This is a genomic window from Arthrobacter sp. UYCu512, assembly GCF_040547075.1.
In the GTDB taxonomy this organism is placed as follows: Bacteria; Actinomycetota; Actinomycetes; order Actinomycetales; family Micrococcaceae; genus Arthrobacter.
In genome coordinates this window covers 154723-180465 of sequence record NZ_JBEPPA010000009.1, presented here as the reverse complement: position 1 = coordinate 180465, position 25743 = coordinate 154723, and the positions used below count along the sequence as shown (strand labels likewise).

Genomic DNA, 25743 nt, shown 5'->3' with positions numbered 1-25743 from the left:
GGCGTCTTCTGTCTCCCGGCGGAAGGCCGGGTGGGCGGTTAAATGGCGTGCGGTTCGTGCGCCGTCAAATAGTTGCGGCCGCCAAGGACTACGGCAATCGCCGCTGCCATGGCCACTGCAGCAGCGAAGAACGGCACCTGAGGCCCGAAGTTCTCGCCGAGCTGGGCAGCCGCGAACGGCGCCAGGGCGCCGCCCATCCAACGGACGAAGTTGTAGCCCGCGGACGCGACCGGCCGGGGCGAATCCGATACCCCCATCGCCAGTTCGGTGTAGATGGTGTTGTTGATGCCCAGCAGTGCGCCGGAGATCACCACAAGTACCACGACGGCGGACACCGAGTGGCCGGCGGCCAGCCCCAAACCCACCAGGTCCAGCAGCAACAAGGCGAGCGTGCCGGTGAGGACCCGGACGGCCCCGAAGCGGTTCTGCAGCACGGGAGCCGCGAAAACCGAGAAAACAGCGACGGCGACGCCCCAACCGAAGAAAACCCCGCCGATCCCATAAGCGTCCATCCCGAGGATAAACGGCGTGAAAGCAAGGACGGTGAAAAAGCCGTAGTTGTAGAACAAGCCGCTCGCCGCCGTCGTCCGCAGGCCCTTGTGGCCAAGAGCCAGCAGCGGATCCCGAAGCCTGACTTTCCGCGCCGGCAGCGCGGTCTTGGGCAACAAGGCCAGCAGGGCGATGAACGCGGCGGCCATCAGCACGGCCGTACCAAAGAACGGCGCCCGCCACTGCCAGCCGCCAAGAAGTGCCCCGAGCAGCGGGCCGAGCGAAATACCCAGGCCCAGGGCCGCTTCGTAGAGGATAATCGCCGTACCGGCGCCGCCGCTGGCGACCCCAACAATAACCGCCAGGGCCGTGGCTACGAACAAGGCATTGCCCAGTCCCCAGCCGGCCCGGAAGCCAATGAGCTCCCCGACGCTTTCCGAAGTACCGGACAACGACGCGAAAACAACGATCACGGCGAGCCCAATCAGCAGTGTGCGCTTCCCGCCGATGCGGGACGAGACGAAGCCGGTAATCAGCATCGCGACGGCCGTGACAAGGAAGTAGCTGGTGAAAAGCAGGGAGACTTCGCTTTGCGAGGCATCGAGGTTTTTGGCGATCGCCGGCAGGATGGGATCCACCAGGCCGATACCCATAAAGGCGAACACGGCGGCAAGGGCTGTCGCCCATACCGCCTTGGGCTGTTTGAGTAATGAGGCCTTTTCGGCTTTGAGGGTATCTTCCGCTACCGGCAGGGTGTCAGCGGGCTGGCCGTGCATGGGGTTGCTCCTAAAAAATGTCGGGAAATCGGGTTGAAAGTCAGTCCTGAAGCATCGCGTTAATCTTGCCGATAACTGGCAGCGCGGCGGCAAGGGCAGCGCGGTCGGCGTCGGAAAGCGAGGCGAGGATTCCGGCCATGGCCGTGTTCCGGCGGTGATCCCCGGAGTCGACGGCGGCGCGTCCTGCCGGGGTGAGCCGCACCCGGACTGCCCGGGAGTCGTCAGGGTCCGGCTCGCGGCGGGCCAGGCCGGCGCGTTCGAGCTTGATGATCTGTTCGGTCGCACTGGGCACCTTGACGCCGAGGTTCCGCGCAATTTCGCCAACCCTGGCCCCGGTGTTTTCAGCAGGAGCCGGGCCCTCCAGCAACATTTTGAGGGTGCTGAGCTGGGCGGCACTAAGCTCACCGCCGGAGTCCAGCCGGCGAACCAGGTAGACACTGTGCCGCAGTGCCTCGCGAAAGTCCTGGGCGAGGCGGACCAAGGCGGATGTCGTCGTTTGGCTATCGTTCATAATTAGGTAGCCTAACTGTTAGGCACCCTAATAGTCAACTCGTCCGCCGCGCCTTGACCCTTCCGGTGGTGCCCGCCGGAGCCCTCGGATAAGGACCCACTGTGATAGCGCACCGCGGGTCACGGCTGGCGTGGGCTTAAACGCCACGACGCCGGAACTCGGCTGAGTTCCGGCGTCGGCGGTGCTGCGTCGAACGAATCAAACGCCTTAGCCGGCGGCTTTGGCCTCCGCGACCAGGGCCGAGACCGCCTGGAACAGCGGGTGCTCCGGGTCTAGTCCGGTGATTTTCGCCGTTGCCTCATCGGCGCCCAAAGACGCCAGGATCTGCCCCAGCTCCACGGCTTCGGCGTCGGCCGGGTCGTTGAAGCGCAGGGCTGCTGCGATGGCGCCGAGCAGTGCCTCCGGGACGATCCCGCGCTCGGCCAGCTCCGCCGCCGGACCGATGAAGCGCTCGTGCCGGCTGAGCTTGCGCAACGGCGCCCGGCCCACGCGGTTCACAGTGTCCGGCAGGTGCGGGTTGGAAAACCGGCCCAGGATCTTTTGGACGTAGCTCTCCTGCTCATCCCGGTTGAAGCCATGCTTGGCCACAAGGAGCTCTTTGGTTTCATCCAGGACGGCACGCACGTCGGCGGCGACGTCCTGATCGGCCATGGCCTCGGAAATCTTTTCCAGGCCGCCCTGGAAACCGAAGTACGCCGCCGCGGCGTGCCCGGTGTTCACGGTGAACAGTTTCCGCTCGATGTAGGGCTCCAGTTCATCCACGAAGGTCGCACCCGGAATTTCCGGCTCCTTGCCGGCAAACGGGGTCCGGTCAATAACCCATTCGTAGAACGTCTCGACAGTGACGTCGAGGCCCTGCCCTGCCGCCTGGTTGGGTACGATCCGGTCCACGGCCGTGTTCGCGAACACTGCCTTTTCATCGAGCTTGTCATCGAGCGAACCGGCGGCGCCGTCCCACCGGGCAGAGACCTCGGACTTCAAAATGTCGGTTGCGTTGATCGCGTTCTCGCACGCCATCACCTGCAGCGGAGCGAGGCCGGCTGCCCGCGCGGCGATCCCCTTGGCGATCACCGGAGCCACGAACTTGAGAATATGCGGCCCCACCGCCGTGGTGACCACGTCCGCCGTCGAAATTTCCGCGATGACCTCCGCCTCCTGGCGGGTGGAGTTCAGCGCGCGGAAATTCTCCACGGTGCGGACGGTGGGGTGTTCGCCGACCTCGTGGACCCGGTAGCTGTCGGCTGCCGCGAGGTCGGTGATGAGGTCCTCCGCAACGTCCGCGAACACCACCTCGTACCCCGCCTCGTGCAGCAGCAAACCCACAAAGCCGCGCCCGATGTTTCCGGCTCCGAAATGAACAGCCTTCACTATGAATTAACCTTTCCGAACAGGTCCAGGATTTCCTCGACAGTGGTGGCAGCCTCAAGCTGTGCCACCTGGGCCTTGTTGGTAAAGACCTTGGCGATCGAGGACAGGATGTGCAGGTGCTCGTTGTTGATTCCGGCGACGCCGACGACGAACTTCACTTCCTTGCCGTTCCAGTCGATGCCCTCGGGGTAGCGGATCACGGAGACCGCCGACTTGATGATGTGGTCCTTGGCGGCGTTGGTACCGTGCGGTATGGCCAGGAAGCTGCCCATGTACGTCGAGACGGATTCCTCGCGCTCGTGCATGGCATCCAAGTAACCGGCGTCGACGGCGCCGCGGTCCAGCAGGAGCTTGCCGGCCTCGTCGATCGCCTGGTCCCGCGTAGTTGCGGTGCCGCTGAGCAGGACGCTCTCGGCCACCAGGATGCCGGCGGTGCCGCCGTCGGATCCGCCTTCCGGAGCCGTCGCGGCGTGCGCACCACCCGTTGCCGGCGCCCCCTCCGGGGCCCCGGCGGTGTTGCTGTGCGAGACGAGTTCCACCACTTCGTCATACCGCGGGCTGCTCATAAAGTTGTCGACAGAGTAGTGCAGCGCTTTGCCCGTCAGCGGCCTGGCCCGTTCGGTGAGGTCCTGGTGGGTGATAACTACGTCGTAGCTGTCCGTGAGGTTGGCAATGGCGGAGTTGGTGACCTTGACGTCCGGGAAGCCGGCCGCCCTGATTTTGTTGCGCAGCACCGAAGCACCCATGGCGCTGGAGCCCATGCCGGCGTCGCAGGCGAACACAATGCTTTGGATTGGACCTGCCATCACCGCCACCCCGCCGCCGCCGATCAGCGCGGCGGAAACAGAGCTCTTTTTACCCTTCATTTCTTCCATCCGCGACGTTGCTTCGGCCAGTTCGTCCTCGTCAGAGACTTTGCCCGTTTTGAGGATGACCGCTGCGACCAGGAAGGAGACGGCTGCTGCCAACAGGACCGAAAGGATCACGCCGAAGTAGCTGTCCCGGCTGGTCTGGGCGAGGACGGCAATGATGGACCCCGGAGCCGCCGGCGCCACAAGACCGGCGTTGGTCACGGCAAGGGTGGCAATTCCCGTCATGCCGCCGGCGATCGCGGCAAGGATCAGCAGCGGACGCATCAGGACGTACGGGAAGTAGATTTCGTGGATGCCGCCGAAGAAGTGGATGATCGCAGCGCCCGGTGCCGACCCCTTGGCGAGGCCCCGGCCGAAGAACATGTAGGCCAGCAGGATGCCCAGGCCCGGGCCGGGATTAGCTTCGAGCAGGAACAGGATGGATTTGCCCTGCTCCAGGGACTGCTGGACGCCCAGCGGAGTGAGCACGCCGTGGTTGATGGCGTTGTTCAAAAAGAGCACCTTGGCCGGTTCGATAAAGATGCTGGTCAGCGGCAGGAGTCCGTTGTTGACGAGGAACTGCACAACGTTCCCGGCACCGGCGCTGAAGGCGGACACCAGCGGTGAAATGCCGTAGAAGCCCAGCAGGGCCAGCAGGGCGCCCCAGATGCCGGCGGCGAAGTTATTCACCAGCATTTCAAAACCGGGGCGGATCTTGCCGTCCCAGAGGGCGTCGATCTTTTTTATGGTCCAGCCGCCAAGCGGGCCCATGATCATGGCGCCGATGAACATCGGGATGCCGGCGCCGACAATCACCCCCATGGTGCCGATGGCGCCAACAACGCCGCCGCGGACGTCGTAGACCATCTTTCCGCCGGTGTATCCAATCAGCAGGGGCAGCAGATAGGTGATCATCGGGCCAACGAGGCCCACATTCGGGTCCCCGTCGGCGTTGGTGCCGAAGCCACCCAACGCCGGCACGGGAAGCCAGCCCTTCTCAATGAAGAGGGCCGTGATGATGCCCCACGCAATGAACGCACCGATATTGGGCATAATCATCCCGGACAGGAATGTCCCGAATTTCTGCACGTGCACGCGTGCGCTGGTGCGGGTTTTTGCAACTGTATCTGTTGCCATGTGGTTTCCTAAACGTCACTCCTGCGACAGCGCAGGATGGGTGAATGTGGCGCGGATCAGCCTTTGGCGCTGGTGGAGATCCGGTGGAGCCATTCGAGGAAGAGCTTGAGTTCTGAGCTGGAGAGCTGCGCCGGATCCGAGGACTGGAGTGCCGCGTTCAGGGCGATCGCAGCCACCACCACGGAGGACTCCCCGGAGGAACCGGGCCCGGAGGCCTTGGCCTTGTCCGTGGACACGGCAAAGACCATGGCATCCCGCGTCATCGCGGACAGCTCAAGGTTTCGGTCGGCAGCACGCTCGGAGATCAGCATCAGCGTAACCCCCACGGTTGCGGCCAGAATGCTTCTGGCAGCCTCCCGCGGGGGAACGTTCAGGTGACCCATCACAGCGGCAGTGGTGAGCAGCTCCTCCATCAGCGCCTCGGCATCAGCGATGACCGCGGGACGGCTTTCCGGGCGGATGTTGCCGAACATCACCAGGTAGAGCTCGGGGTTAGCGAGCCCAAAGTGCACATGGTTGTCCCACATGCGCCGGATATCCTCCATCGGCTGTCCGGACGGGGCGAAATCACGTTCGCCCGCAACATAGGCTCTGAAACCCTCCGTAATAACGGCGTCAAAGAGCCCTTCTTTGTCACCGAAGTGGTGATACAGCGTCGGTGCAGTCACGCGTGCAGCCTGCGTGATCTGGCGCGTCGAGATCGATCCGCCAGCCGACGTGGCGAGCAATTCGGCGGCCGCCTGCAGCAGCCGCGTCTTCGGCGGCAACTCGCCATTCACACTCATACGCGCTAGCCTAGCATCTATAGCAACGCTATATGAAGTGCATCACATACACTTTTCAAGAACGCAGATTTACGGCAGCAACAACAGCGCTAGGCAGCTGCTGCCCCGGCCCGCAGGTGTTCCGACGGGCACGGCTGCCGTCAGAGAATGAGGACCTTCAGTGCAGAACTTCCCAGGAGTAGGCGTCAGCCCCGGCCGCATCATCGGACCCGTTCGCCAAATGCCCAAACCAGTCAGCGAACCACCCGCCGGGGAGCAGCTCCCGGCCGGGGTCACGGCCGAGGAGGCGACAGCGGCCCTGAAGACTGCCGCTAGGGCCGTGCACGATGTGCTGAAGGCCCGCGCCGAGACCGTCAGCGGCGACGGGAAGGCAGTCCTGGAGGCAACAGCACTGATGGCGACGGACACCATGCTTCTGAAATCCGCCGCCAAGCTGATCGGCCGCGGCACCTCCGGCCAACGGGCCATCTGGGAAGCCGGTGCTTCCGTCTCCGAAATGCTGCATAACCTGGGCGGCTACATGGCCGAACGCGCCACTGACGTCCTGGACGTCCGCGCCCGCATCGTCGCCGAGCTGCGCGGCGTCCCCGCCCCGGGCATCCCAAACTCCCCCACCCCGTTTATCCTGATCGCCGAAGACCTCGCCCCGGCGGACACCGCGACCCTGGATCCGGATAAGATTCTGGCCCTGCTCACGGCCGGCGGCGGGCCGCAGTCCCACACGGCGATCATCGCCCGCTCGCTGGGCCTGCCCGCCATCGTTGCAGCCGCCGGCGTCGACCGGATTTCGGACGGCACCGAGGTCTACGTGGACGGCGCCGCCGGCCTGATCACCGTGGACCCGGACGACTCCCAGCGGGCCGCCGCCGAACACTGGGCTGCCACCGCGTCGCTGCTGGCGGACTTCGACGGAACGGGCGCGACGGCGGACGGCCACCTGGTGCCGCTGCTCGCCAACGTCGGCGGGGCCAAGGATGCCGTGGCCGCCGCGAAGCTCAATGCCCAGGGTGTGGGACTGTTCCGGACCGAGTTTTGCTTCCTGGAACGCGACACCGAACCCACCGTTGACGAACAGGCCGCCGCGTACCAGGGCGTCTTTGCTGCTTTCCCCGGCAAGAAGGTTGTGCTCCGAACCCTCGACGCCGGCGCTGACAAGCCGCTGCCTTTCCTTACCGACGCCACCGAACCGAACCCTGCCCTCGGTGTCCGCGGCTACCGCACCGATTTCACCACACCGGGTGTACTGGAACGGCAGTTGCAGGCCATTGCCAGGGCCGAACAGGAATCCGAGGCGGACGTGTGGGTCATGGCGCCGATGATTTCGACCGCCGAGGAGGCCGCCCGCTTCGCCACCCTGTGCGCCGAGGCCGGAATCAAAACCCCCGGGGTCATGGTCGAAGTCCCGTCCGCGGCGCTCACCGCCGAGGCCATCCTTCGCGAGGTGGCCTTCGCGAGCCTGGGGACCAACGACCTCACGCAGTACGCGATGGCAGCCGACCGCCAGCTGGGGCCGCTCGCAGGGCTCAACACACCCTGGCAGCCTGCCGTGCTTCGACTGGTGGGCCTAACCGTTGAAGGTTCCGTCGCGGAGGGCCACCGCAAGCCGGTCGGCGTTTGCGGCGAGGCCGCAGCGGACCCTGCCCTCGCCGTCGTCCTGACCGGGCTGGGCGTCTCGACCTTGTCCATGACGGCCCGGTCCCTGGCAGCAGTGGCTGCGGTGCTGAAGACTGTCACGCTGGCCGAGGCACAGGAACTCGCCAAACTTGCCCTCTCCGCGCCGAGCGCCACCGAGGCCCGGGCCTGGGTCCGGGCGAAGCTGCCCGTCCTGGAAGAGCTGGGGCTGTAGCGCCGCAGCAGGGCTAAGGCAAGGCAGGGCCGGCCCGGGGCGCTAGGATGCAGTCCATGACACTGATTGCCCCCCGGGTGGCCGCCCCCCTTCTCGTTGAGGACGCGCAGAAACTCCGGTACGCCCTCAACGGCAGCGACGACATTACGGTCTTTGTTGACGGCACCGTGCACCGGCTGCCGGATCAGGCGCGGGACGCCGTTGTGGACTTACTGGCGCGCTTCAGCCGGGGCGAAGCCGTCACGGTGGGCAGCGTGGCGGAAATGCTGACCACGTCCCGGGCAGCCGAGCTGGCCGGGATCTCGCACACCTACCTGCGGAACTTGACGGACCGCGGCGAAATCCCGGTGGAGTACCGCGGCACGCACCGGCGGATCCGGCTCGCCGACATTATGGCCTGGTTGGACAAGCAGAAGAAGAACAGTACCGCCGACGGCGTTGCGCACCACGGACGTGACGACGCCTCGGAAGGTTCGTGACGCGGTGATAAGGATCAAACAACGATCCCGCCTCCGCGCGGAAACGCGGATAACACCGGGGTTACGCTTGGATTGTGGCTAAGTTCAGAGGGTGGCACATTGTGGCTGGCATTGCCGCCATGGTGCTTACCGGCATCCTCGGAAACGCCATGGGACTGAACTACACGGCCGACTTTATGGCCAGCTGCGTGGCGTTTGTCGCCGTTTCCATGTGGATGGACAGCCGGATCTCCCGCCGCAGGGGCAGGGCCGCGCGGGCATCAGCTGCTGCCGTCGACGGTGGTCCCGGCCCCGAATCGAAGCATCCGGCTGAGGCCGAGCGGCCCGAACGCGAGGGCCGCGGCAGCTAGGACTCCGCCGGCTAGATCCTGGGGCGGCCGGCCCAGCGACGGGCCTTGAGTGCCGAGTGCAGTTCCAGCCGCACCATCCCCTTGAGCGGGTCGACACCGAGCAGCTGCCGAATCCGGCCGAGCCGGTTATAGATGCTGCTACGGTGCAGGTGGAGCTTGTCCGCGACGCCCTGGACTGAACCGTCATTGTCATAAAAGAGTTCCAGCACCGGCAGCAGCTCATGGTTCCGGTCATGGTCTTCCAGGAGCCGGAAGTAGACCGAGCCCGCGTCCGCCCACGCCCCCGCTCCTCCGCCGGCAGAGGCCAGCAGCTGGTAAATGCCGGTGGCTCGGCAGTCCACGAGCTCACCCAGTTGGGGATCCACCGACGCCGCCTGCGCGGCCTGCCGGGACTGGCGGTATGCGTCAGCGAGTTCGCGAGGCCGCGCGAAGCTCTCGGAAGTCCCCAGGATAATCCTGTGCACCGGCCGGCCCGCTCGTTTGGCCAGCTCCAACTGGTAGTGGACCAGCACCTGGGCGTGGTCTGCCCGGCCGGTTGATGCCCTGAACAACACAACGGCGTGGGTCTCGGTGCCGGCGCTGAACAGGGCCGAATCCACACCGATAGTGGCCTGCAGGGCAGCTGAGCGGTGAATCAGCGTGGCGGCGATCGGATCCGAGCCTTCCGCCCAGCCGTCAGCGTCAAGCACCGTCACGAGTTGCCAGGGGCCACGGCCCTGTACTTCCTTCCAGCCCGCCACTGCCGCGACGGCGTTGGACTCGCCCCGGCAGGCGGCCAGGAACTCCTGTTCGCGGCGGCGGCGGAACTCGGATTCGGCGGTATTGGAGTCCAACAGCAGCGCCGAGAGCTCCTCCAGCTCACGGGCCACATCCGGCAGCTGGCCAAGAACCGACACCGCGTTCGGCTCCGCCGAGTCCAGCTGGACCCAGAGGTAGCCAACCCGGAAGCCCCGCACCAGGAGGGGCACGCAGACACGGCCCAGCATGCCGAGCTCTTCGTTGGCCGCGACCACCACAGGGCGCACCGCCGTCGCGATCCCGTGCGAGAGCTGCCAGGCACTGACGTCCAGCGGGACGCGTTTGCTGAGCAGGAAGTTCACCCGGACCCGGTCAGCGTGGGACTGGTTGGAGCTGTAGGCAAGCAGCAGGCCGTCCAGATCCTCGAGTGAGAGGCCGCGGCCCAGTTTCAGTGCCACATGCTCCACGAGCTGTTCGACATCCTGCTGCTGCATCCTGCCAGACTACTGCCGGCACCTCGCCTCCGGAGAACCCGGGGACCACCCGTGCCAACGGACAGCAGGCGACACCTGACGCTTTGCCGTTCGACAAATGTCCAGCCGCCAAATTGAAAAGACCCGGATTCCCGGGGGCAGCCGCCGCTGCTGCCCGACGGCTCCTGTCGCTTGCCTCACAGCGGGATTTATTCTGGAAGTACTACTTCCCCGCATTCACCCGGGCCCATAAGGCCCCCAGCACTGGAGCCCACACATGATCATCGGTGTCCCGAAAGAAATCAAAAACAACGAATTCCGCGTCGCCATTACCGCTGCCGGCGTCCACGAGTTCCGCACCCACGGCCATTCGGTCCTGGTGGAACGCGGCGCAGGCCTGGGCTCGGGCATCACGGACGAGGAATACGCGATCGCCGGTGCCGAGATCGTCGCCGACGCCGATGACGTCTGGGCCCGCGCGGACATGGTCATGAAGGTGAAGGAACCGGTCAAGGCTGAATATCACCGTTTCCGCAAGGACCTGATCCTCTTCACCTACCTGCACCTCGCGGCCGAGCCCGAGCTGACCCAGGAACTCATCAACACCGGCGTCACCGCCATCGCCTATGAGACCGTCCAGGAGGGCCGCACGCTGCCGCTGCTCGCCCCGATGTCCGAGGTTGCCGGCCGCCTGTCCGTCCAGGTGGGCGCCACTTCGCTGATGGCACCGGCCGGCGGCAAGGGTGTGCTGCTCGGCGGCGTTCCGGGCGTCCGCCCGGCCAAGGTTGTTGTCTTGGGCGCCGGTGTTGCCGGCACCAATGCCGCCGCGATGGCCCTGGGCCTCGGCGCCGACGTCACCATCCTGGATATCAACATCAACCGCTTGCGTGAACTGGACGCCCAGTACCAGGGCCGCCTGAAGACCGTGGCCTCCAACGCCTACGAGATTGAGAAGTCCGTCGTCGACGCCGACCTCGTGATCGGCTCGGTGCTGATCCCGGGCGCCAAGGCCCCCAAGCTGGTCACCAACGAGCTCGTCTCCCGGATGAAGCCCGGCTCCGTGCTGGTCGACATCGCGGTGGACCAGGGCGGCTGCTTCGAGGACACGCACCCCACCACGCACCAGGAACCGACGTACAAGGTGCACAACACCATCTTCTACTGCGTCGCCAACATGCCCGGCGCCGTCCCGAACACGTCCACGTACGCGCTGACCAACGTCACCCTGCGCTACGCCGTCTCGCTTGCCAACCTGGGCGTCAAGGCCGCGTTTGAGCGCGACGGCGCCCTTGCCGCCGGCCTGAACATCGCAGGCGGCAAGGTGGCGCACCGCTCGGTCTCCGAGGCGCACAACCTGCCCCTCGTCACCGACTGGCACCAGCTGGTCTCCGCGTAGCATCCGCTTCCGGACAACGGCAGCCATCCTTCCCGTGGATGGCTGCCGTTGTCCGTTTAATCCGCCAGCGCCCGGGCCTGCTCGATCAGCCGCAGCACCTCAACCGGCCCCGCCGGATCCACGGGGAGGGGCAGCACGGAGGCGGCCCCGCCGTCGTTGATCTTCGCCGCCAGGATCCGGTAAAACTCCGGGTAGGCGCCACGCTTGGTGGGCAGCCGATCCACGTGGCCGTCCCGCCCGAACAGCCCGGCCCAGTCCCGGTCCTCAACGCCGTAGTCCGGGTCCAGCGGTCTGCCGCCGGCCACAATAAACGGCTCCTGCGGGTCCACTCCGTGTTTGGTGAAGCCGCCGCCACTGCCCAGGATCCGGAAACGTGGCCCCTGCTGGGCGCAGAGCATATTCATCCACAGGTGGCTCGTCACCCCGGATTCGTGCTGCAGGGCGAGGAACACATCATCGTCGGTCTTCTCCGCTGGCCGCCGCGCCGCCAGTTCGGCGTGGGTGACCTCGGCGGGACCGAACAACTGCACGGCTTGGTCCAGCAGGTGCGTGCCCAAGTCGAACAGCACCCCTCCGCCCTCGTCCGCCGTCGCGGCCGCTTTCCAGGCTTTCGACACGAGCGGGGACCAGCGTTCGAAGCGGGATTCGAACCGCGTCACCGTTCCGAGGGCAGCACTGTCCAGCAGGCCGCGGACGGTCAGGTAGTCGCCGTCCCAGCGCCGGTTTTGGAAAACGGTGAGCACCCGTCCCAGTCGCGCGGCCAGCTGGATAAGCTCCCGGCCTTCGGCGCTGCGCACCGTAAAGGGTTTGTCCACGACGACGTCGAGCCCGGCTTCCAGTGCGGCCCTCGCGAGCGGATAATGGGTGGCCGGCGGGGTGCCCAGGACCAGCAGGTCCAGTTCGCCGGCCAGCCCAAGGATGTCCGCCGGGGTGTCGACGATCCGGGCGCCGGGGTACCGGGTGGCGGCAGCGGACTGCCTGCCGGCGTCGGAGGTGGCGATCACAGCGACGGAGAAGGCCGGGTCTGCCGCGAGCAGCGGTGCGTGGAAGATACTGCCGGAGAGGCCGAAGCCGGCAACGGCGGTGCGGATAGGACCTGTCGAGTCGGTGGACATGGCTCCACGTTACCTTTGCCCACTCACCCGACGCTCCCTCAGATTTCGCAGAAATTCAGGCGACGCTCCCTCTAAAGGTGAGGGAGCGTCGCCCAAAAAGCTGCTAAAGGTGAGGGAGCGTCTGCAGGGGAGGTGGGGTTACTTCTTTTCCCAGCCGAGGGTGGTCCAGTCCGGAACCTGGGACAGGCTCTTGAACAGGGACGGGCCGTAGTTGGCCAGGCCGGTGCGCACGAAGGAGATCTGCGGCCCGTTCATCACAACACCCATGGAGAAGTATTTCTCCATGTGCTTCTTTTCAACCTCCATGGCCGCCTTGTTGCGCTCGGCGTTGTCTTCAATGGAGGAGAGCTTCTTGATCTCGGCGTCCAGTTCAGCGTCGCCGAGTTCATTTTCGTTCGTTTTGGAATCGTAGAACTGCTTGACGGCGTCGGTCGTATCCGCGCCGACGGTGTAGCCGGAGACGCTCATATAGAAGTCGCGGCTGCCCAGGACCTTGCCGAAGTCGGCCGAAGCGCGCTGGTCGATGCCGACATCCATGCCGCCGTCCTTAAGCTGCTTCTGCAGGGTCTGTGCGAAGGCCAAGGTGGTGGGGTCATCACCGAAGTTGCTGATCTTGAAGGCGGCGGGGACGCCGTCCTTTTCCATCACACCCGCTGCGTTGGCAGTGTAGCCGGCGTCGGTCAGGACCTTCTTGGCGGCGTCAGGGCCGGTTTCCTTGACGGGGTAGTTGTCCTGGTAGTACTTGGAGAACGGCAGCAGCATCATCGATCCTGAGCTTTCCTCTTCCCAGTTCAGGCCATTAAAGCGGACCTTACGGAGGGCTTCGCGGTCAACGGCGGTGAAGATCGCCTTGCGGATCGCGACGTCGGTCATCGGCGCCTTCTGCGCGTTCAGGTTCAAGCCGCCGGCGAAGAGGCGCTGGCCGCGGCGGACCTCGGAGTCCTTGGTACCGTCGAGCTGCTTGTACGGGGTGACGGTATTTGCGGAGACACCGTCGATTTCGCCGTTCTTGAAGGCGGCAATCTGGGCGCTGGTCTCAAGCTGGCGGAAGACGACTTTGTCCAGGACCGGCTTGGTGCCCCACCACTTGTCGTTCTGGGCGAGCGTGACCGTCTTGGCGGCGCTGTCGTACTGGTCCAGCTTGAACGGCCCGGCCATCCATTCCGGGTGCATCTCCCCGGTGAAGCCCTCGTTGAAGAGTGCCGGGGTGTTCACAGCCGGGTGGACAAAACCGGTGAAGAGCGCATCCAGCGGGTACACCGGCTGGGTGGTGGTAACAACGACTTCCTTGGGGCTGGAACCGGCCTTGACGGAGTCCACGAACTCGTAGGCGCCGGAGCTGACGACGTCGATGTCCTTGTTTTCGCCCTTGAGCATGTTCCAGGTGTTCTCGAAGGTCTTTACGTCGATGGGGGTGCCGTCGTTGTAGCTGGCCTTTTCGTTGACCTTGATGGTGATGGTCTGCTTGCCGTCCTTGACCTCACTCTTGACGTCTTCGCAGAAGTTCTTGTTCGGCGTGGCGGTGCCGTCGAAGTCAAAGTTCCAGCAACCCCACGTGCCGGCCTCGTCGATCGGGCGGTGCAGGGCGGTGTTGTCCGCGCTGTTGCCGTTGTTGGAGAAGCCGTTGAAGTCCGGGCCGATGTTGCCCAGCGGCAGGGTGACCGTGCCACCCGGCTGCAGGTCCTTGGCATCCTTGGCATTGATGCTGACCAATTTGGCCAGGTCACTTCCCGATTCCTGGCCTTTGGCTGCGTCCGGGCCCTTGGCGGCACCGCCCCCGCCGCAAGCGGTCAGCGCAAGCGCTGCGACGACGGCGGTAATGCCGCCGATCTTGGTCAGATTCTTCATGTGTTCCCCTTCATTCATTTGGTGCGAGTTCTGCTGAGTGAGACTGGTAACTCAGGTGGTTTCGTGGACAACAAGCATGTCCGCGTCCAGGTCGCCGTCCGGATAGAAGCAGGCGAATTGCTGGTCTGTGGGGGCCGCAGCGGCGGCCGGTGTTGCTGTTGCCGCCGGCGTCCCGTGCCGTCCGGCGTCCGCCGCCGGCACAACGGTGGCCAGCACCGGTTCCAGCGTCAGGCATTTCTCCTGCCTGGCCGGTGGCAGTGCCGCAAACACCGGGCAGCGGGTGGCGAAGTTGCACCCTGCAGGAGCTTCGAGCGGCGAGGGCAGGTCCCCCCGCAGGATGATACGTTCCCGGGTGCGTTCCACGCCGGGGTCCGGGACCGGAATCGCGGAGAGCAGGGCCCGGGTGTACGGGTGCCGCGGGTTGTCGAACACGCTGTCCACGTCCCCGATTTCCACGATCTTGCCCAGATACATCACTGCCACACGGTTGGAGATGTGCCGCACCACGGACAGGTCGTGGGCCACCATCAGGTAGCTCAGTCCGAGTTCGGCGCGGAGCTGGTCCAGGAGGTTGATAACACCGGCCTGGACTGACACGTCCAGAGCGGATACCGGCTCGTCCAGGACTACCAGTTTGGGATTCACGGCAAGGGCCCGCGCGATGCCGATCCGCTGCCGCTGGCCGCCGGAGAACTGGTTGGGGAAGCGGTTGACGTGATCGGGCTGGAGGCCCACGAGTTCCATCAGCTCCATGATCCGCTCCCGGATCCGGGGTTTGGCCATGCCGGCATTTTCAAGCGGTTCGGACAATACCTCAAAGACGGTGAAGCGGGGGTCGAGGGCGCCGGTTGGGTCCTGGAACACCATCTGCAGTTCCTTGCGCATGGCGCTTTTGGTTTTGGCGTTGGAGGCTTCCTTGTTGCTGAGGCCGCCGATGACCACCTCGCCGTCCTGGTCCTTGTGGAATTCCATGATTTCCAGCAACGTCGTGGTCTTTCCGCAGCCGGACTCGCCGACGATCGAGAAGCACTCCCCCTCTCGGATGTCGAAGCTCAACCCGTCGACAGCCTTGACAGTGCCGATCCGGCGCTTGAGTAAGGCCCCCTTCATCAGCGGGAAGTGCTTCTTGACGTCCCTGAGCTCCAGCACGGTCCGGCGCTGTTCGCGCGGGATCGCGTCGAAGCGGGAGACCGGCACCGCCGGAGCCCGGAAGATCTCATGGACGTCCACTTCGAGGCCCAAAGAGTCGGTCTTGATACAGGCGGCCAGGTGCGGCAGGCCGCCGGTCTGGTTGTCCCCGGCGACCGGCCACAGCTCCGGCTCGCCCTGCAGGCAGGCATCGCTGGCTAGTGGGCAGCGCGGCGCGAAAGAACAACCCGTGGGGGTGTGGATGAGGTTCGGCGGGATGCCCTCGATCGGCACCAGCGAGGACTTCTCGGCCGTGTCGACGCGTGGCACTGCGCCCAGCAAGCCCATTGTGTAGGGCATTCGCGGGTTGTAGTAGATCTCGTCAACGCTGCCGGTTTCCACGGGTTTGCCGGCATACATCACCATGATGTCGTCCGCCATGCCGGCGACCACGCCGAGGTCGTGTGTGATCATCACAACGGCGGCGCCGGTTTCCTCCTGCGCGGTGTGGAGGACTTCAAGGACCTGCGCCTGGATGGTGACGTCGAGCGCCGTCGTCGGTTCATCGGCGATCAGCACGCGGGGGTTGTTCGCGATGGCGATGGCGATCATCACACGCTGGCGCATACCGCCGGAGAACTCATGCGGGAAGGCCTTGAGCCGGTCCTTCGGGCTGGGAATACCCACCATGCCCAGCAGTTCGACGGCGCGCGCTTCCTTGGCCTGCCGGCTCATGGTGGGGTTGTGGACGGTCAGCGCTTCGACGATCTGGTTGCCCACCGAGTAGACCGGCGTCAGGGAGGACAACGGGTCCTGGAAGACCATGGCGATTTCGTTGCCGCGGTACTGGCACATGGCCTTGTCACTGAGACCCAGCAGTTCGGTGCCCTGGAGCCGGACCGAACCGGTGATCTCGGCCGTCGGGGGCAGCAGGCCCATGATTGCCATGGAGGTGACGGACTTTCCGGAGCCGGACTCGCCCACGATGCCCAGCGTCTTGCCGGCCCTGAGGTCAAAGTCGATGCCACGGACGGCGTGCACCACCCCGTTCTCCGTGTTGAAGCGCACCTTCAGGTCCCGGACGGAGAGCACCGCGTCCGCGGGCCCGTGCAGCCCGGCAACATGCAGACGCTCGACGGCGGAGAGGTCGGCCGATTCGGGGCTGGCGGTCATTTCGTGGCTCATGTGGTCTTCTTCTTCTTGGCATTGCCAACGGAGCTGGAGCTGGGATCGAATGCGTCGCGCAAGCCGTCGTTCATCATGGCAAGCGAACCGGTCAGCAGGAACATCACGGTCAGCGGGACCCAAAACATCCACGGGAAGGTGGAGACCTGGGAGGTGGCCTGCCCGATCAGCACACCCAGGCTGACATCCGGGACCTTGATGCCGATACCGATGAAGGAGAAGGCAACCTCGGCCAGGATCGCCCCGGTGATGCCGCGGGTGATGTCCAGGACCAGCAGCGAGCCGATGTTCGGGACCAGGTGCCGCCAAACGATCCGCCGAGGCGGGATCCCCATGTACTGGGCGGCCTTGACGAAGTCGCGTGACATCAGGGACATCGAGAGCGAGCGGATGAGGCGGGCGGTTCCCATCCAGCTGAAGACCAGCAGGACGATAATCAGCAGCAGCCAACTCGGCAAGGACTGCTGCAGTCCGTTGCCGCCACCGCTCGTGGCCACGGCGACGACCAGCAGCGCCGGCATCATGATCAGGGCTTCGAGGATGAACAGCATCACCTTGTCCACCTTCCCGCCGAAATAGGCCATGGTGCAGCCGTACACGGCGGCGATCAGCACGGAGACGAGGCCAACGACGAGGCCGATCAGGATGGAGATCCGGGTGCCCTCCACGGTCAGGGCGTAGAGGTCGATCCCGGCCTGGGAGGTACCAAGCAGGTGTTCGGACGACGGCGGCATTCCAATGTTGAACGCATCGATAGTCTCCTTGTCCCAGCTGGTGAAGAAGCCGCCAATGAAGGAGAACAGCGTCAGGGCCAAGAAGACGGCCAGGCCAACGACGGCTGTTTTGTTCCGCAGGAAGCGGCGAAGGATGATCGAGGACTTCGCGATGACAACATCGCTGTTTTCGATCTTCGCCTCGCTGGCAACGGCGGCCGGGTCGGTCGTATTGAGGTTTGTCATGTTTACTGCACCCGCACTCTCGGGTCGACAAGCGTGGTGGCGAAGTCCGCGAGGATCGCGCCGATCGCGAAGATCACGGAGCCGTAGGCGAGCGTGGCCGTCGCGGCGTTGACATCCTGCAAGGCAATCGCGTCGATGCTCCAGGAGCCGACGCCGTGCCAGGCGAAGATCTTCTCGGCGAAGAAACCGCCGGCGAAGATGGCAGGGATGGTGAAGGCAATGCTCTGCGCCACAGGGATGAAGGAAACCCGCAGGGCATGCCGGCTGATGGCCTGGTTGCGGGTCAGCCCCTTGGCGCGTGCAGTCCGGACAAAGTCGGCGTTGACATTGTCCAGGAGGTACTGGCGCTGCGCGATCTGGTAAGTGCCCCAACCCACGATGGTGATAGCGAAGGTGGGCACCGCGTAGTGGGCCAGCATGTCGATGAATTGGGCCCAGCCGCTGCCGTCCAGCCCGGGCGTGGAGATGCCGGTGACGAAGAAAATGCGTTCGCCCACCGTCTCGTTGATGTTGATGGCACCGAGCTGCACCAGGAAGTAAGCGATCGGTGCGGGCACGATGTACACGAGGTAGCTGTAAGAGGTAATGACCCGGTCCGAGGCTTTGTATTGCCGTGCTGCCGTGTACACACCCAGTGCGACGCCGATGATCAGGGTCAGGATGATGGAGGCCAGGAAGAGCCGGGTCGAGATCCAGACCCGATCGCCGAATTCTGCGTTGATAAAGGCGCCGTTGGGGCTGCGTCCCCAGTCCCAGCGGGTGACGATCGCGGTGAGCCACTCAACGTAGCGGTCCCAGGCGCTGAGCGCCGGGTCCAGGCCCTTGAGGCGGAAGGAGTTGGCCACCTGCTCGGGGGTGGGCCTTGGGATCCGCTCCTGCTCCAGCAGTGCCGGCTTCAAGGTATTTACGGCCAGGAAATATCCTGCCGTGGTGGTCAGGAAGATCATAAAGACGTATGTGAGAGCACGTTTGGCGAGGTATCGGAGCATGGGACGACTAGTTCTGGATCGCCGTTGCCTGCGCGGCGCGTGCCGGGGCGGGGCCGGCAGCAGCAGCCTCGCCGCGTGCAGGAATATGAAAAGTAGTCACAACTAGATCCTTCCCTAGTCCCTATCCGGCAGGGGATTACCGCTGCTGATCCGGGATCCGGGCCAGTGGGTATCTGGCCATCCGCAGGCCGTGAGGCAAGTCCGTGTGGACTATGTTGCGGATCACATTCCAGAGGAAACTATCACATGGACTCCTCCCCCGGACGACCTGCCCCGCAGTTCCCCGGGGCAGGTATCAGATCGTTATGAATAACTCCCGGGAATTGATTTGGGTTTCCCGCCGGGGTGGGGTTCCGGTTGGGGTTGGGCCCCGCGCACGATGCGCGAAACGAGATCCCGCCAGGAATCGGCGAGTCGCGCGGGGGAAATCCCGTTCACACGGACGGCATGAAGGAGACGCTCGGGTTCCAGGACGGCACTCAATGAGGTGGCCATCAGCCAAGGGTCAGCCGTAACGCCCGCGTCCCGCAGGAGCACCTCCAGGTGCCGATGCCAGAGCGCCGCCGCGGGGACGTCGAACCGGTTGGGTGCCGAGATGTCCGCAGCCCTTGCCAGCTCGCCGAATTCCAATACCCAGGCAATGCGCTCCCCGCCACAGGCGATCAGCCGCTCCAGCGGCGGAGCCCCGGGTCCCAGCGGTGGCGGGCCAAACATAAAGCGCTGCTGGAACGCGGCCTCCGCATCACTGAGCAGGGTCATCATGAGCCCTGCCCGGCTGCCGAACCGCCGGAACACGGTCCCCTTCCCCACACCGGCCCGCTGGGCCAGGGCGCCCATGGTCAAGCCGTCCGCCCCACACTCGTCGACGAGCTCGCGGGCGGCCCGCAACAGCAGCCCGCGGTTCCGGGCGGCATCGCGGCGTTCGGACTCCACGCCGGGACGGATAGGGATCAGGCTCACACCCCACATCCTAGCCCCGGGGAATATAAGCGGACCGCAGTCCGTTTTCAATCGTAAGGGCCGGAACCGGCCTCATCTGTTCAGCCAGCCGCAGGATGGTCCGCGGCGCGACATCTAGGAGTCCACATGTCCAAGAACACCGTCCTCACCCTGGTCGGCAGCTTGCGCGCCGGATCCACGAACCAGCAGCTGGCTGAAGCAATCCAGCTGAACGCCCCGGAAAATGTTGAAGTTCTGATCCACGACAGCCTGGGCAACATACCCTTCTACAACGAGGACATCGACGTTGAAGGCCAGGTTCCCGCCGCCGCGGCCGCCCTGCGTGCCGCTGCCAACGCCGCCGACACCCTGCTGCTGGTAACGCCGGAGCACAACGGCACGGTTCCCGCCTCGCTCAAAAACGCCATCGACTGGCTGTCCCGCCCCTTCGGCGCAGGCGCCCTGAGCGGCAAGCCGACCGCCGTCGTCGGAACCGCCTTCGGCCAGTTCGGCGGAGTCTGGGCCCAGGACGAGGCCCGCAAGGCCGCCGGAATCGCCGGCGCCCGGATCCTCGACACCGTCAAGCTGGCCGTGCCGGGCTCCATGGTCCGTTTCGCCGAGATCCACCCGAAGGATGACGCCGAGGTTGTCGAGCAGATCAAGGCCGTCTTCGATGCGCTGGACGAATCCCGCGCGGTCTCCGCAGCATAGCTCCAGCCCCGCCCTTCATCCTTGACGTCCCCGGCAGGCCCTGCCGGGGACATTCTGCGTCCGGCCGGGAATACTGCGGCTTCGGGCGACCTTGTGAACAATCGTTGCCTCCAAGACAACACGGGTTGTACGCTGGGACTGTGACCCACGAAACACTTGACACCGCAGAAGCACTTCCGGCCGAGGCCATTGACGCAATCGAACGTGCGGCATCGTCCGCCCACCGCCACGAGGATCTGTTCTCGGAGCGCGCAGCAAATATCAAGCAATCGGCAGTCCGGGATGTCTTCGACATCTCGATGCGCCCCGGCCTCGTCTCGCTGGCCGGCGGCAGCCCGTACCTGCAGTCGCTGCCCCTGGCACGGCTCGGCGAGACCGCCGCGAAGATCATCGCGGAACAGGGTATGACCGCACTGCAATACGGCGGCGGGCAAGGCACCGAGGAACTCCGCAGCCAGATCTGCGAAGTGATGGCCGCGGAGGGAATCCTGGACGCCAGACCCGAAAACGTGGTGATCACCGCCGGCTCGCAGTCAGCGCAGGACGTTGCGACCAAGGTCTTCTGCAACCCCGGCGACGTTGTTCTCGTTGAGGATCCCACCTACGTCGGCGCCCTCAACACCTTCGAGGCCTACCAGGTCGAGGTCGCCACCGTACCCATGGACGGTGATGGCATCGTCCCAGACCTGCTGGAGGCCAAGATCGCCGCTCTGCAGACGGCGGGCAAGAGCATCAAGTTTTTGTACACCATCCCAAGCTTCAACAACCCCTCCGGGGTAACACTGTCCGCGGAGCGGCGGCAACAGGTCGTGGATATATGCCGCAATGCGAATATTTTGGTGCTTGAGGACAACCCTTACGGGCTGCTCCGGTTCGACGGCAAGCCCCTCATCCCGCTGCGGGCCGCCAACCCGGACGACGTAATCTACATGGGGTCGTTCTCGAAAATCTTTGCACCGGGGCTCCGGATCGGTTGGGCGCTCGTCCCGGCGCACCTACAGCGCCGCTATTACCTGGCTTCAGAGGCTGTCACACTATGCCCGCCGACCCTGAACCAGATGCTCGTCTCCGCCTATCTCCGGGACTACGACTGGCGCGGCCAGATCGAGACCTACCGGGGCCTCTACCAGGAGCGCTGCACCGCAATGCTGGCCGCCTTGGATGAGTTCATGCCGCCGGGCGTGAGCTGGACCCGGCCGGAGGGCGGCTTCTTCGTTTGGGTGACCCTGCCCGAGGGCGTAGACACCTATCCCCTGCTGGCAAAAGCGATTAACGCCGGGGTGGTCTTTATTCCTGGGGCTGCCTTCACCCATTCCGATGAGCCATCCCACAAGATTCGACTCGCCTTTAGTGCGGTCCCGCCGGAATCCATCCGCGAAGGCGTCCGGCGGCTGGCGCCGGTCCTGCGCGAAGCGATCGTTGCGGGGTAGCCTGAATCATCGGCCCATGGCCACAGAAGTTTGTTGACCTCAAAGGAGCATTCATGACCGGAATTATTGTTGTCGGCGTCGATGGCAGCGAGACTGCCCTGAAAGCCGCGCACACTGCCCGTGACCTGGCCGCCATTCAAGGGGCCACCCTTCACGTGGTCAGTGCGTTCGACAGCGACCGGACCGAAGTCTTCGGCAGCGGCAGCGACAAATTCATTGTCTCCGATGCGGGTGAAGCCGAGAAGGTCGCCCGACGGGTCGCCGACAGCCTCCGGACGCCGGCACTGAACGTTACCTACGCGGCCGCCCGCGGCAAACCGGCCGAAGCCCTGATCGCCGAGGCTGGCCGCTCCGGTGCGCAGATGATCGTGGTCGGCAACCGGCGGATGAAGGGACTGGGACGCGTGCTCGGCAGCGTCGCCAACTCCGTGGCGCACAACGCCCCCTGCGATGTCTACATCGCCAAGACCGACGCTTCCGACTAGGAAGCGCCGGCCAGTGGCGTCGGGCCGGGCTACCCGGCCGCCGTCCCGGAGGTCTTGAGGATCCGGCGCAGGATTTTGCCGGAAGACGACTTCGGGACGGCATCGATGAACTCGACCCGCCGGATCTTCTTGAACGGCGCCACTTTGGCCGCCACGAACTCCATGACTGCGGCCTCGTCGAGCCGCGCACCGTCGTCCCCGGGCTGGCGCACGACAAACGCCATCGGCACTTCCTGGCCGTCGGCGTCGGACGTGCCGATCACGGCGGCGTCCGCGATGCCGGGGTGGGTGAGGAGCAGCGCCTCCAGTTCCGCCGGCGCGATCTGATAGCCCTTGTACTTGATCAGCTCCTTGAGCCGGTCCACGATGGTGACCACTCCGTCGGCACGGACGGTGGCAATGTCCCCGGTATGCAGGAAGCCGTCCGGGTCGAGAGTGTCCGCCGTTTCCTCCGGCCGGTTAAGGTAGCCGAGCATCACGTTCGGTCCGCGGCACAACAAGTGACCGGGGGCGCTGACGCCCTCGTTGGGCACCTCGATCTCCTCCCCTGTGGCCGGGTCCAGCAGCCGGCAGTCCATGTTCGGGACCGTAAAGCCCACCGAGCTGACGGGGACGTCGGCGGCGTCCACCGGGATCAAGTGGGACACGGGGCTCATCTCGGTCATGCCGTAGCCCTGCAGCACACGGCAGCCTAGTCGTTCGCCCAGTTTCACGCCGAGATCGCCATCCAGCGGCGCGGCTCCGGAAAGCGTCGTGTGGACGGAACTCAGATCGTAATCAGCCACCAGCGGGTGTTTGGACAAGGCCACAGCCACGGGCGGGGCGATGAACAGGTAACTGCATTTCTGGTCCTGAATGATGCGCAGGAACTCGGTCAGTTCAAACTTCGGCATTGTCACCAGGCATGCCCGCTGCAACAACGCCAAGTTCAGCAGCACGGTCAGCCCGTAAATGTGGAAGAACGGCAGCAGCGCCAGCAAGCGGTCCTCCGGAGCGACCTTCAGCAGTCCGCGGGACTGCGCAGCGTTGGCAATCAAGTTCCGGTGGCTGAGCATCACACCCTTGGGCCGGCCGGTGGTGCCGGAGGAGTACGGCATAACGGCCACGTGGGTGGCGGAATCGAAGGTGACTTGCGGAGCCGGCGCGCCGGAGCTGAGCAGATCCTGCAGCGAGGGATGTCCGGGGGCGCCGTCGAGGACGACGAGGCGCTCTGCCGGGATACCGGCGCGGGCGGCAGCTTCCCGGGCTGCCGGGAGCAAAGCGGAGACGGTGAACAGCCACTCCGCGCCGGCGTCGGCCAACTGGAGCGCGATTTCGTCCGCCGTGTAGAGCGAGTTGACTGTGGTTACCGTCGCGCCGGCCCGCAACAGCCCGTGGAAAACGACGGCGAACGCCGGGACGTTGGGGCACAGGATGGCCGCGACACCGTGGACGCCCAGTCCTTGGGCCGCGACGGCTCCGGCCACGGCGTCGATCTGCGCGACGAGGCTCCGGTAACTCATTTCCGCGCCGCTCACGCCGTCGACAAGGGCGATCCGTTCCAGGTCGGCCTCCTCCAGGCCGCCGAAGAGGTACTCATAAAGGCTTACGTCGGGAATTTCCACATCGGGGAACGGGCTCGAAAACACGCAATATCTCCTTTGATCCGCGTCCGCACGGTTGGCGGCGGCTGGTGCAACTCTAATGCCGCCGGCCGGCCCTGGACAGGAACTGTGTTGAGCCGCGTCACTGCCCTCCGTGGCTAGCCTCACGCTGATTCCGGCCGGGCGCAGCATCGGCACGGCGGTAAAATTGGAGCTGCCCCCACCGGCGTGGACATCCAACTTTCTCACTTGGGGGACCACAATGCCCACTCTTCAGCGCCGCCAGCTCGTTGGCCACGACATACTCCTGGCCCGTCACGGCAACCACATCAGCACCATGCGGGTGGACCGCGGGGCCGGCCGGGTTATCGCTTTTTTGGACGACGGCTCCACCGACAGTGCACCCAACGTCATCTCCCCCGGGCTCCGGATGCCGGACACCATCCGGAGCGTCCTGCGCGAGGACTGGAAGTTCTTCGCTGTGGTCACCGCGTGCACCTCCGGCTTCGCCGCGGTGATGATGGCGGCCGCCGCCGCCCTGGCCGGGATCAGCGGGGATCCGGGCCTGGCCGCGATGCTGTCGAGCTACTCGGGCACCTAGCACCCACGGGGCTCAGTCGAGCAGGAGGGCGGGCTCTTCCAGGATCGCCGCCACGTCGGCCATAAACCGCGCCGAGAGGTCGCCGTCGACCACCCGGTGGTCGAACGAGCCGCCGAGCGTTGTAATCCAGCGCGGAATCACTTCGCCGTCGAGGACCCAGGGCTTCTGCTTAATGGTGCCAAAAGCCACGATCGCCACCTCGCCCGGGTTGATGATCGGTGTGCCCGTGTCGATGCCGAGGGCCCCGATGTTGGTGACCGTCAAGGTCCCACCTTGCATCTGGGCGGGCTGGGTCTTTCCGGCCCGGGCAGTGGTCGCAAGGTCATTCAGGGCCAGGGCCAGCTCTTTTAGCGACAGGTCCTGGGCGTTCTTGATGTTCGGGACCATCAGGCCACGGGGCGTTGCCGCCGCAATTCCCAAATTCATAAAGTGCTTGACATGGATCTCGGCGGAGTCGCTGCCGTCCTGGTTGTCCACCCAGGTTGCGTTGACGCTCGGGTTCCTTGCCGCCGCCCAGATGACCGCCTTGGCGAGGATCAGGAGCGGGGAAACCTTGATGCCTTCAAAATCACGGGAGGCCTTGAGCCGTTTGACGAACTCCATGGTCCGGCTGGCGTCGACGTCGACAAAGATGCTGACGTGCGGGGCCGCAAAGGCCGACTCGACCATGGCCCGCGCGGTGGCCTTGCGGACGCCCTTGACCGGAATCCGCTCGATCCGCCGTTCCTGCGGGCTGCCCGTCCTGCCCCAGAAAGTGTCCGCCTTATCCAGTTCCGCGTCGCGCTGGGACTGGTAACTGACCAGGTCTTCGCGGGTCACTTCGCCGCGGGCCCCGGTGGGGACGACGTCGGCCAGATCGATGCCAAGGTCGCGGGCAATCTTTCGCACCGGAGGCTTGGCCAGAACCCGGCTGACCAGGCCTGTGATGGCCCCGCCGAGGGTGGGACGCTGATCCGGCGCGGCAGCCGCGGCCGGGCGTTCGGCGTGCGCGACGACTTCCGGACTGATCCAGATGTCGTGGCTCTCGACCGGCTCAGCCAGCGCTGCCGGTTCTGCGGCCGGGGCCGCGGACACCGCCTGCCTGGCTGCCGGCGGGGCAACCCGCCGGCGGCGCTTGACGGCGTCGGCCTTGGGACCGGAACCCACCAGGGGACCGGCGGCCGGGCGGCCGTCCGATTCGACGGCGTCGAGCGTGTCCTCCGCCAGCGTGCCGTAAAGCGGCGCATCGGGAGCCGTCGGTTCTGGAGCCGTCGGTTTGGGAGCCGGCGCGCCGGCAGCAGCCTGGGCGTCGGTCACGCTGATGATCGCGGTTCCGACGTCTACCGTCAGTCCCTCCGCGACCAGGAGTTCGGTGACGGTACCAGCGAACGGCGAGGGCAGCTCGACCAGGGATTTTGCCGTCTCGATTTCGCAGAGGACATCGTTGATGGCCACCGTGTCGCCGGGCTTAACCTTCCAGGCGACGATCTCGGCCTCGGTCAGTCCTTCGCCCACATCGGGGAGGTTGAACTTGTGGAGAGTCATGTTGTCCTTGTTGGGAGAAGGCGCCTCAGCGGGAAGCGGCCGGGAGG

At 65.3% G+C, this 25743-nt stretch carries 22 protein-coding genes; 8 read left to right on the top strand and 14 right to left on the bottom strand.

All coding sequences use genetic code 11. The features are described 5' to 3' along the window. Window positions 1-38 precede the first annotated feature (38 nt). From ABIB49_RS11705 to ABIB49_RS11685, 5 genes are all read right to left on the bottom strand, one after another. Window positions 39-1265 (bottom strand): MFS transporter, encoded by a 1227-nt coding sequence (locus tag ABIB49_RS11705; RefSeq protein WP_354157083.1) that lies wholly within the window; start codon window positions 1263-1265, stop codon window positions 39-41. A 40-nt stretch (window positions 1266-1305) separates the two neighbouring features. Then, entirely contained in the window at window positions 1306-1776 is a 471-nt protein-coding gene (locus ABIB49_RS11700) for a MarR family winged helix-turn-helix transcriptional regulator (RefSeq protein WP_253031753.1), read from the bottom strand. A gap of 207 nt (window positions 1777-1983) precedes the next feature. Beyond that, the gene (locus tag ABIB49_RS11695) at window positions 1984-3144 is read right to left on the bottom strand and encodes a mannitol-1-phosphate 5-dehydrogenase (protein WP_253031752.1); all 1161 of its coding nucleotides are present in this window, start codon (window positions 3142-3144) and stop codon (window positions 1984-1986) included. Beyond that, a complete protein-coding gene (locus ABIB49_RS11690; protein WP_354157082.1) occupies window positions 3144-5132 on the bottom strand; it encodes a PTS mannitol transporter subunit IICBA in 1989 nt (662 codons plus the stop codon). Before ABIB49_RS11690 ends, ABIB49_RS11695 begins: the two co-directional genes overlap by 1 nt. A gap of 56 nt (window positions 5133-5188) precedes the next feature. After that, window positions 5189-5917 carry a TetR/AcrR family transcriptional regulator gene (locus tag ABIB49_RS11685; protein WP_226775824.1) on the bottom strand — a complete coding sequence of 243 codons (729 nt, stop codon included), beginning with the start codon at window positions 5915-5917 and terminating at the stop codon, window positions 5189-5191. A gap of 160 nt (window positions 5918-6077) precedes the next feature. On the opposite strand from ABIB49_RS11685, the gene ptsP reads away from it, so the two are divergent. The 3 genes from ptsP (at window position 6078) to ABIB49_RS11670 (ending at window position 8592) form a co-directional block, all read left to right on the top strand. Next, window positions 6078-7763 carry a phosphoenolpyruvate--protein phosphotransferase gene (gene ptsP, locus ABIB49_RS11680; protein WP_283481036.1) on the top strand — a complete coding sequence of 562 codons (1686 nt, stop codon included), beginning with the start codon at window positions 6078-6080 and terminating at the stop codon, window positions 7761-7763. Window positions 7764-7819: 56 nt separating this feature from the next. Next, window positions 7820-8242: a helix-turn-helix domain-containing protein gene (locus tag ABIB49_RS11675; RefSeq protein ID WP_354157081.1), complete on the top strand. Its 423-nt coding sequence runs from the start codon at window positions 7820-7822 to the stop codon at window positions 8240-8242. A 74-nt stretch (window positions 8243-8316) separates the two neighbouring features. Next, entirely contained in the window at window positions 8317-8592 is a 276-nt protein-coding gene (locus ABIB49_RS11670; protein WP_354157080.1) for a hypothetical protein, read from the top strand. 11 nt (window positions 8593-8603) lie between these two features. Here ABIB49_RS11670 and ABIB49_RS11665 read toward each other — a convergent pair whose 3' ends face one another. Further along, complete coding sequence (locus tag ABIB49_RS11665) at window positions 8604-9824, bottom strand: PucR family transcriptional regulator (protein WP_354157079.1); 1221 nt, start codon at window positions 9822-9824, stop codon at window positions 8604-8606. Window positions 9825-10080: 256 nt separating this feature from the next. Between ABIB49_RS11665 and ald the strand changes: the two genes are divergently transcribed. Then, on the top strand, window positions 10081-11199 hold the full coding sequence (gene ald, locus ABIB49_RS11660) for an alanine dehydrogenase (protein ID WP_226775663.1): 1119 nt from the start codon (window positions 10081-10083) through the stop codon (window positions 11197-11199). 56 nt (window positions 11200-11255) lie between these two features. Here ald and ABIB49_RS11655 read toward each other — a convergent pair whose 3' ends face one another. The 6 genes from ABIB49_RS11655 to ABIB49_RS11630 all read right to left on the bottom strand — a co-directional run bounded on the left by ABIB49_RS11655 (window position 11256) and on the right by ABIB49_RS11630 (window position 19383). After that, window positions 11256-12314: a Gfo/Idh/MocA family protein gene (locus ABIB49_RS11655; RefSeq protein WP_354157078.1), complete on the bottom strand. Its 1059-nt coding sequence runs from the start codon at window positions 12312-12314 to the stop codon at window positions 11256-11258. A 138-nt stretch (window positions 12315-12452) separates the two neighbouring features. After that, on the bottom strand, window positions 12453-14162 hold the full coding sequence (locus ABIB49_RS11650; RefSeq protein ID WP_354157077.1) for an ABC transporter family substrate-binding protein: 1710 nt from the start codon (window positions 14160-14162) through the stop codon (window positions 12453-12455). A gap of 51 nt (window positions 14163-14213) precedes the next feature. Further along, entirely contained in the window at window positions 14214-16475 is a 2262-nt protein-coding gene (locus tag ABIB49_RS11645) for a dipeptide ABC transporter ATP-binding protein (RefSeq protein ID WP_282360000.1), read from the bottom strand. Beyond that, entirely contained in the window at window positions 16472-17434 is a 963-nt protein-coding gene (locus ABIB49_RS11640) for an ABC transporter permease (protein WP_282360001.1), read from the bottom strand. Before ABIB49_RS11640 ends, ABIB49_RS11645 begins: the two co-directional genes overlap by 4 nt. A 2-nt stretch (window positions 17435-17436) precedes the next feature. Continuing rightward, a complete protein-coding gene (locus ABIB49_RS11635) occupies window positions 17437-18423 on the bottom strand; it encodes an ABC transporter permease (RefSeq protein ID WP_226775658.1) in 987 nt (328 codons plus the stop codon). Between the two features lie 303 nt (window positions 18424-18726). Then, window positions 18727-19383, bottom strand: a complete 657-nt coding sequence (locus ABIB49_RS11630) for a TetR/AcrR family transcriptional regulator (RefSeq protein ID WP_226775657.1) — start codon at window positions 19381-19383, stop codon at window positions 18727-18729. Between the two features lie 126 nt (window positions 19384-19509). Between ABIB49_RS11630 and ABIB49_RS11625 the strand changes: the two genes are divergently transcribed. The 3 genes from ABIB49_RS11625 (at window position 19510) to ABIB49_RS11615 (ending at window position 21988) form a co-directional block, all read left to right on the top strand. Beyond that, window positions 19510-20073 carry an NAD(P)H-dependent oxidoreductase gene (locus ABIB49_RS11625; protein ID WP_226775656.1) on the top strand — a complete coding sequence of 188 codons (564 nt, stop codon included), beginning with the start codon at window positions 19510-19512 and terminating at the stop codon, window positions 20071-20073. 140 nt (window positions 20074-20213) lie between these two features. Then, a complete protein-coding gene (locus ABIB49_RS11620) occupies window positions 20214-21503 on the top strand; it encodes an aminotransferase-like domain-containing protein (RefSeq protein WP_226775655.1) in 1290 nt (429 codons plus the stop codon). Between the two features lie 53 nt (window positions 21504-21556). Continuing rightward, window positions 21557-21988 carry a universal stress protein gene (locus ABIB49_RS11615; RefSeq protein WP_226775654.1) on the top strand — a complete coding sequence of 144 codons (432 nt, stop codon included), beginning with the start codon at window positions 21557-21559 and terminating at the stop codon, window positions 21986-21988. Between the two features lie 29 nt (window positions 21989-22017). Here the strand turns inward: ABIB49_RS11615 and ABIB49_RS11610 are convergent, their stop codons facing one another. Next, on the bottom strand, window positions 22018-23616 hold the full coding sequence (locus tag ABIB49_RS11610) for an AMP-binding protein (RefSeq protein WP_226775653.1): 1599 nt from the start codon (window positions 23614-23616) through the stop codon (window positions 22018-22020). A 217-nt stretch (window positions 23617-23833) separates the two neighbouring features. On the opposite strand from ABIB49_RS11610, the gene ABIB49_RS11605 reads away from it, so the two are divergent. Further along, entirely contained in the window at window positions 23834-24172 is a 339-nt protein-coding gene (locus ABIB49_RS11605; RefSeq protein ID WP_253031739.1) for a hypothetical protein, read from the top strand. A gap of 12 nt (window positions 24173-24184) precedes the next feature. Here the strand turns inward: ABIB49_RS11605 and ABIB49_RS11600 are convergent, their stop codons facing one another. Further along, window positions 24185-25696: a dihydrolipoamide acetyltransferase family protein gene (locus tag ABIB49_RS11600; RefSeq protein WP_282360003.1), complete on the bottom strand. Its 1512-nt coding sequence runs from the start codon at window positions 25694-25696 to the stop codon at window positions 24185-24187. Window positions 25697-25743 lie beyond the last annotated feature (47 nt).

Excerpts from the sequence above, each read along its gene's own strand:
- ABIB49_RS11665 (WP_354157079.1), bottom strand. The coding sequence starts at position 9,824 with ATGCAGCAGCAGGATGTCGAACAGCTCGTGGAGCATGTGGCACTGAAA.
- ABIB49_RS11655 (WP_354157078.1), bottom strand. The coding sequence starts at position 12,314 with ATGTCCACCGACTCGACAGGTCCTATCCGCACCGCCGTTGCCGGCTTC.
- ABIB49_RS11635 (WP_226775658.1), bottom strand. The coding sequence starts at position 18,423 with ATGCTCCGATACCTCGCCAAACGTGCTCTCACATACGTCTTTATGATC.
- ABIB49_RS11700 (WP_253031753.1), bottom strand. The coding sequence starts at position 1,776 with ATGAACGATAGCCAAACGACGACATCCGCCTTGGTCCGCCTCGCCCAG.
- ABIB49_RS11685 (WP_226775824.1), bottom strand. The coding sequence starts at position 5,917 with ATGAGTGTGAATGGCGAGTTGCCGCCGAAGACGCGGCTGCTGCAGGCG.
- ABIB49_RS11605 (WP_253031739.1), top strand. The coding sequence starts at position 23,834 with ATGCCCACTCTTCAGCGCCGCCAGCTCGTTGGCCACGACATACTCCTG.
- ABIB49_RS11705 (WP_354157083.1), bottom strand. The coding sequence starts at position 1,265 with ATGCACGGCCAGCCCGCTGACACCCTGCCGGTAGCGGAAGATACCCTC.
- ABIB49_RS11600 (WP_282360003.1), bottom strand. The coding sequence starts at position 25,696 with ATGACTCTCCACAAGTTCAACCTCCCCGATGTGGGCGAAGGACTGACC.
- ABIB49_RS11625 (WP_226775656.1), top strand. The coding sequence starts at position 19,510 with ATGTCCAAGAACACCGTCCTCACCCTGGTCGGCAGCTTGCGCGCCGGA.
- ABIB49_RS11690 (WP_354157082.1), bottom strand. The coding sequence starts at position 5,132 with ATGGCAACAGATACAGTTGCAAAAACCCGCACCAGCGCACGCGTGCAC.
- ABIB49_RS11615 (WP_226775654.1), top strand. The coding sequence starts at position 21,557 with ATGACCGGAATTATTGTTGTCGGCGTCGATGGCAGCGAGACTGCCCTG.
- ABIB49_RS11650 (WP_354157077.1), bottom strand. The coding sequence starts at position 14,162 with ATGAAGAATCTGACCAAGATCGGCGGCATTACCGCCGTCGTCGCAGCG.
- ald (WP_226775663.1), top strand. The coding sequence starts at position 10,081 with ATGATCATCGGTGTCCCGAAAGAAATCAAAAACAACGAATTCCGCGTC.
- ABIB49_RS11640 (WP_282360001.1), bottom strand. The coding sequence starts at position 17,434 with ATGACAAACCTCAATACGACCGACCCGGCCGCCGTTGCCAGCGAGGCG.
- ABIB49_RS11645 (WP_282360000.1), bottom strand. The coding sequence starts at position 16,475 with ATGAGCCACGAAATGACCGCCAGCCCCGAATCGGCCGACCTCTCCGCC.
- ABIB49_RS11675 (WP_354157081.1), top strand. The coding sequence starts at position 7,820 with ATGACACTGATTGCCCCCCGGGTGGCCGCCCCCCTTCTCGTTGAGGAC.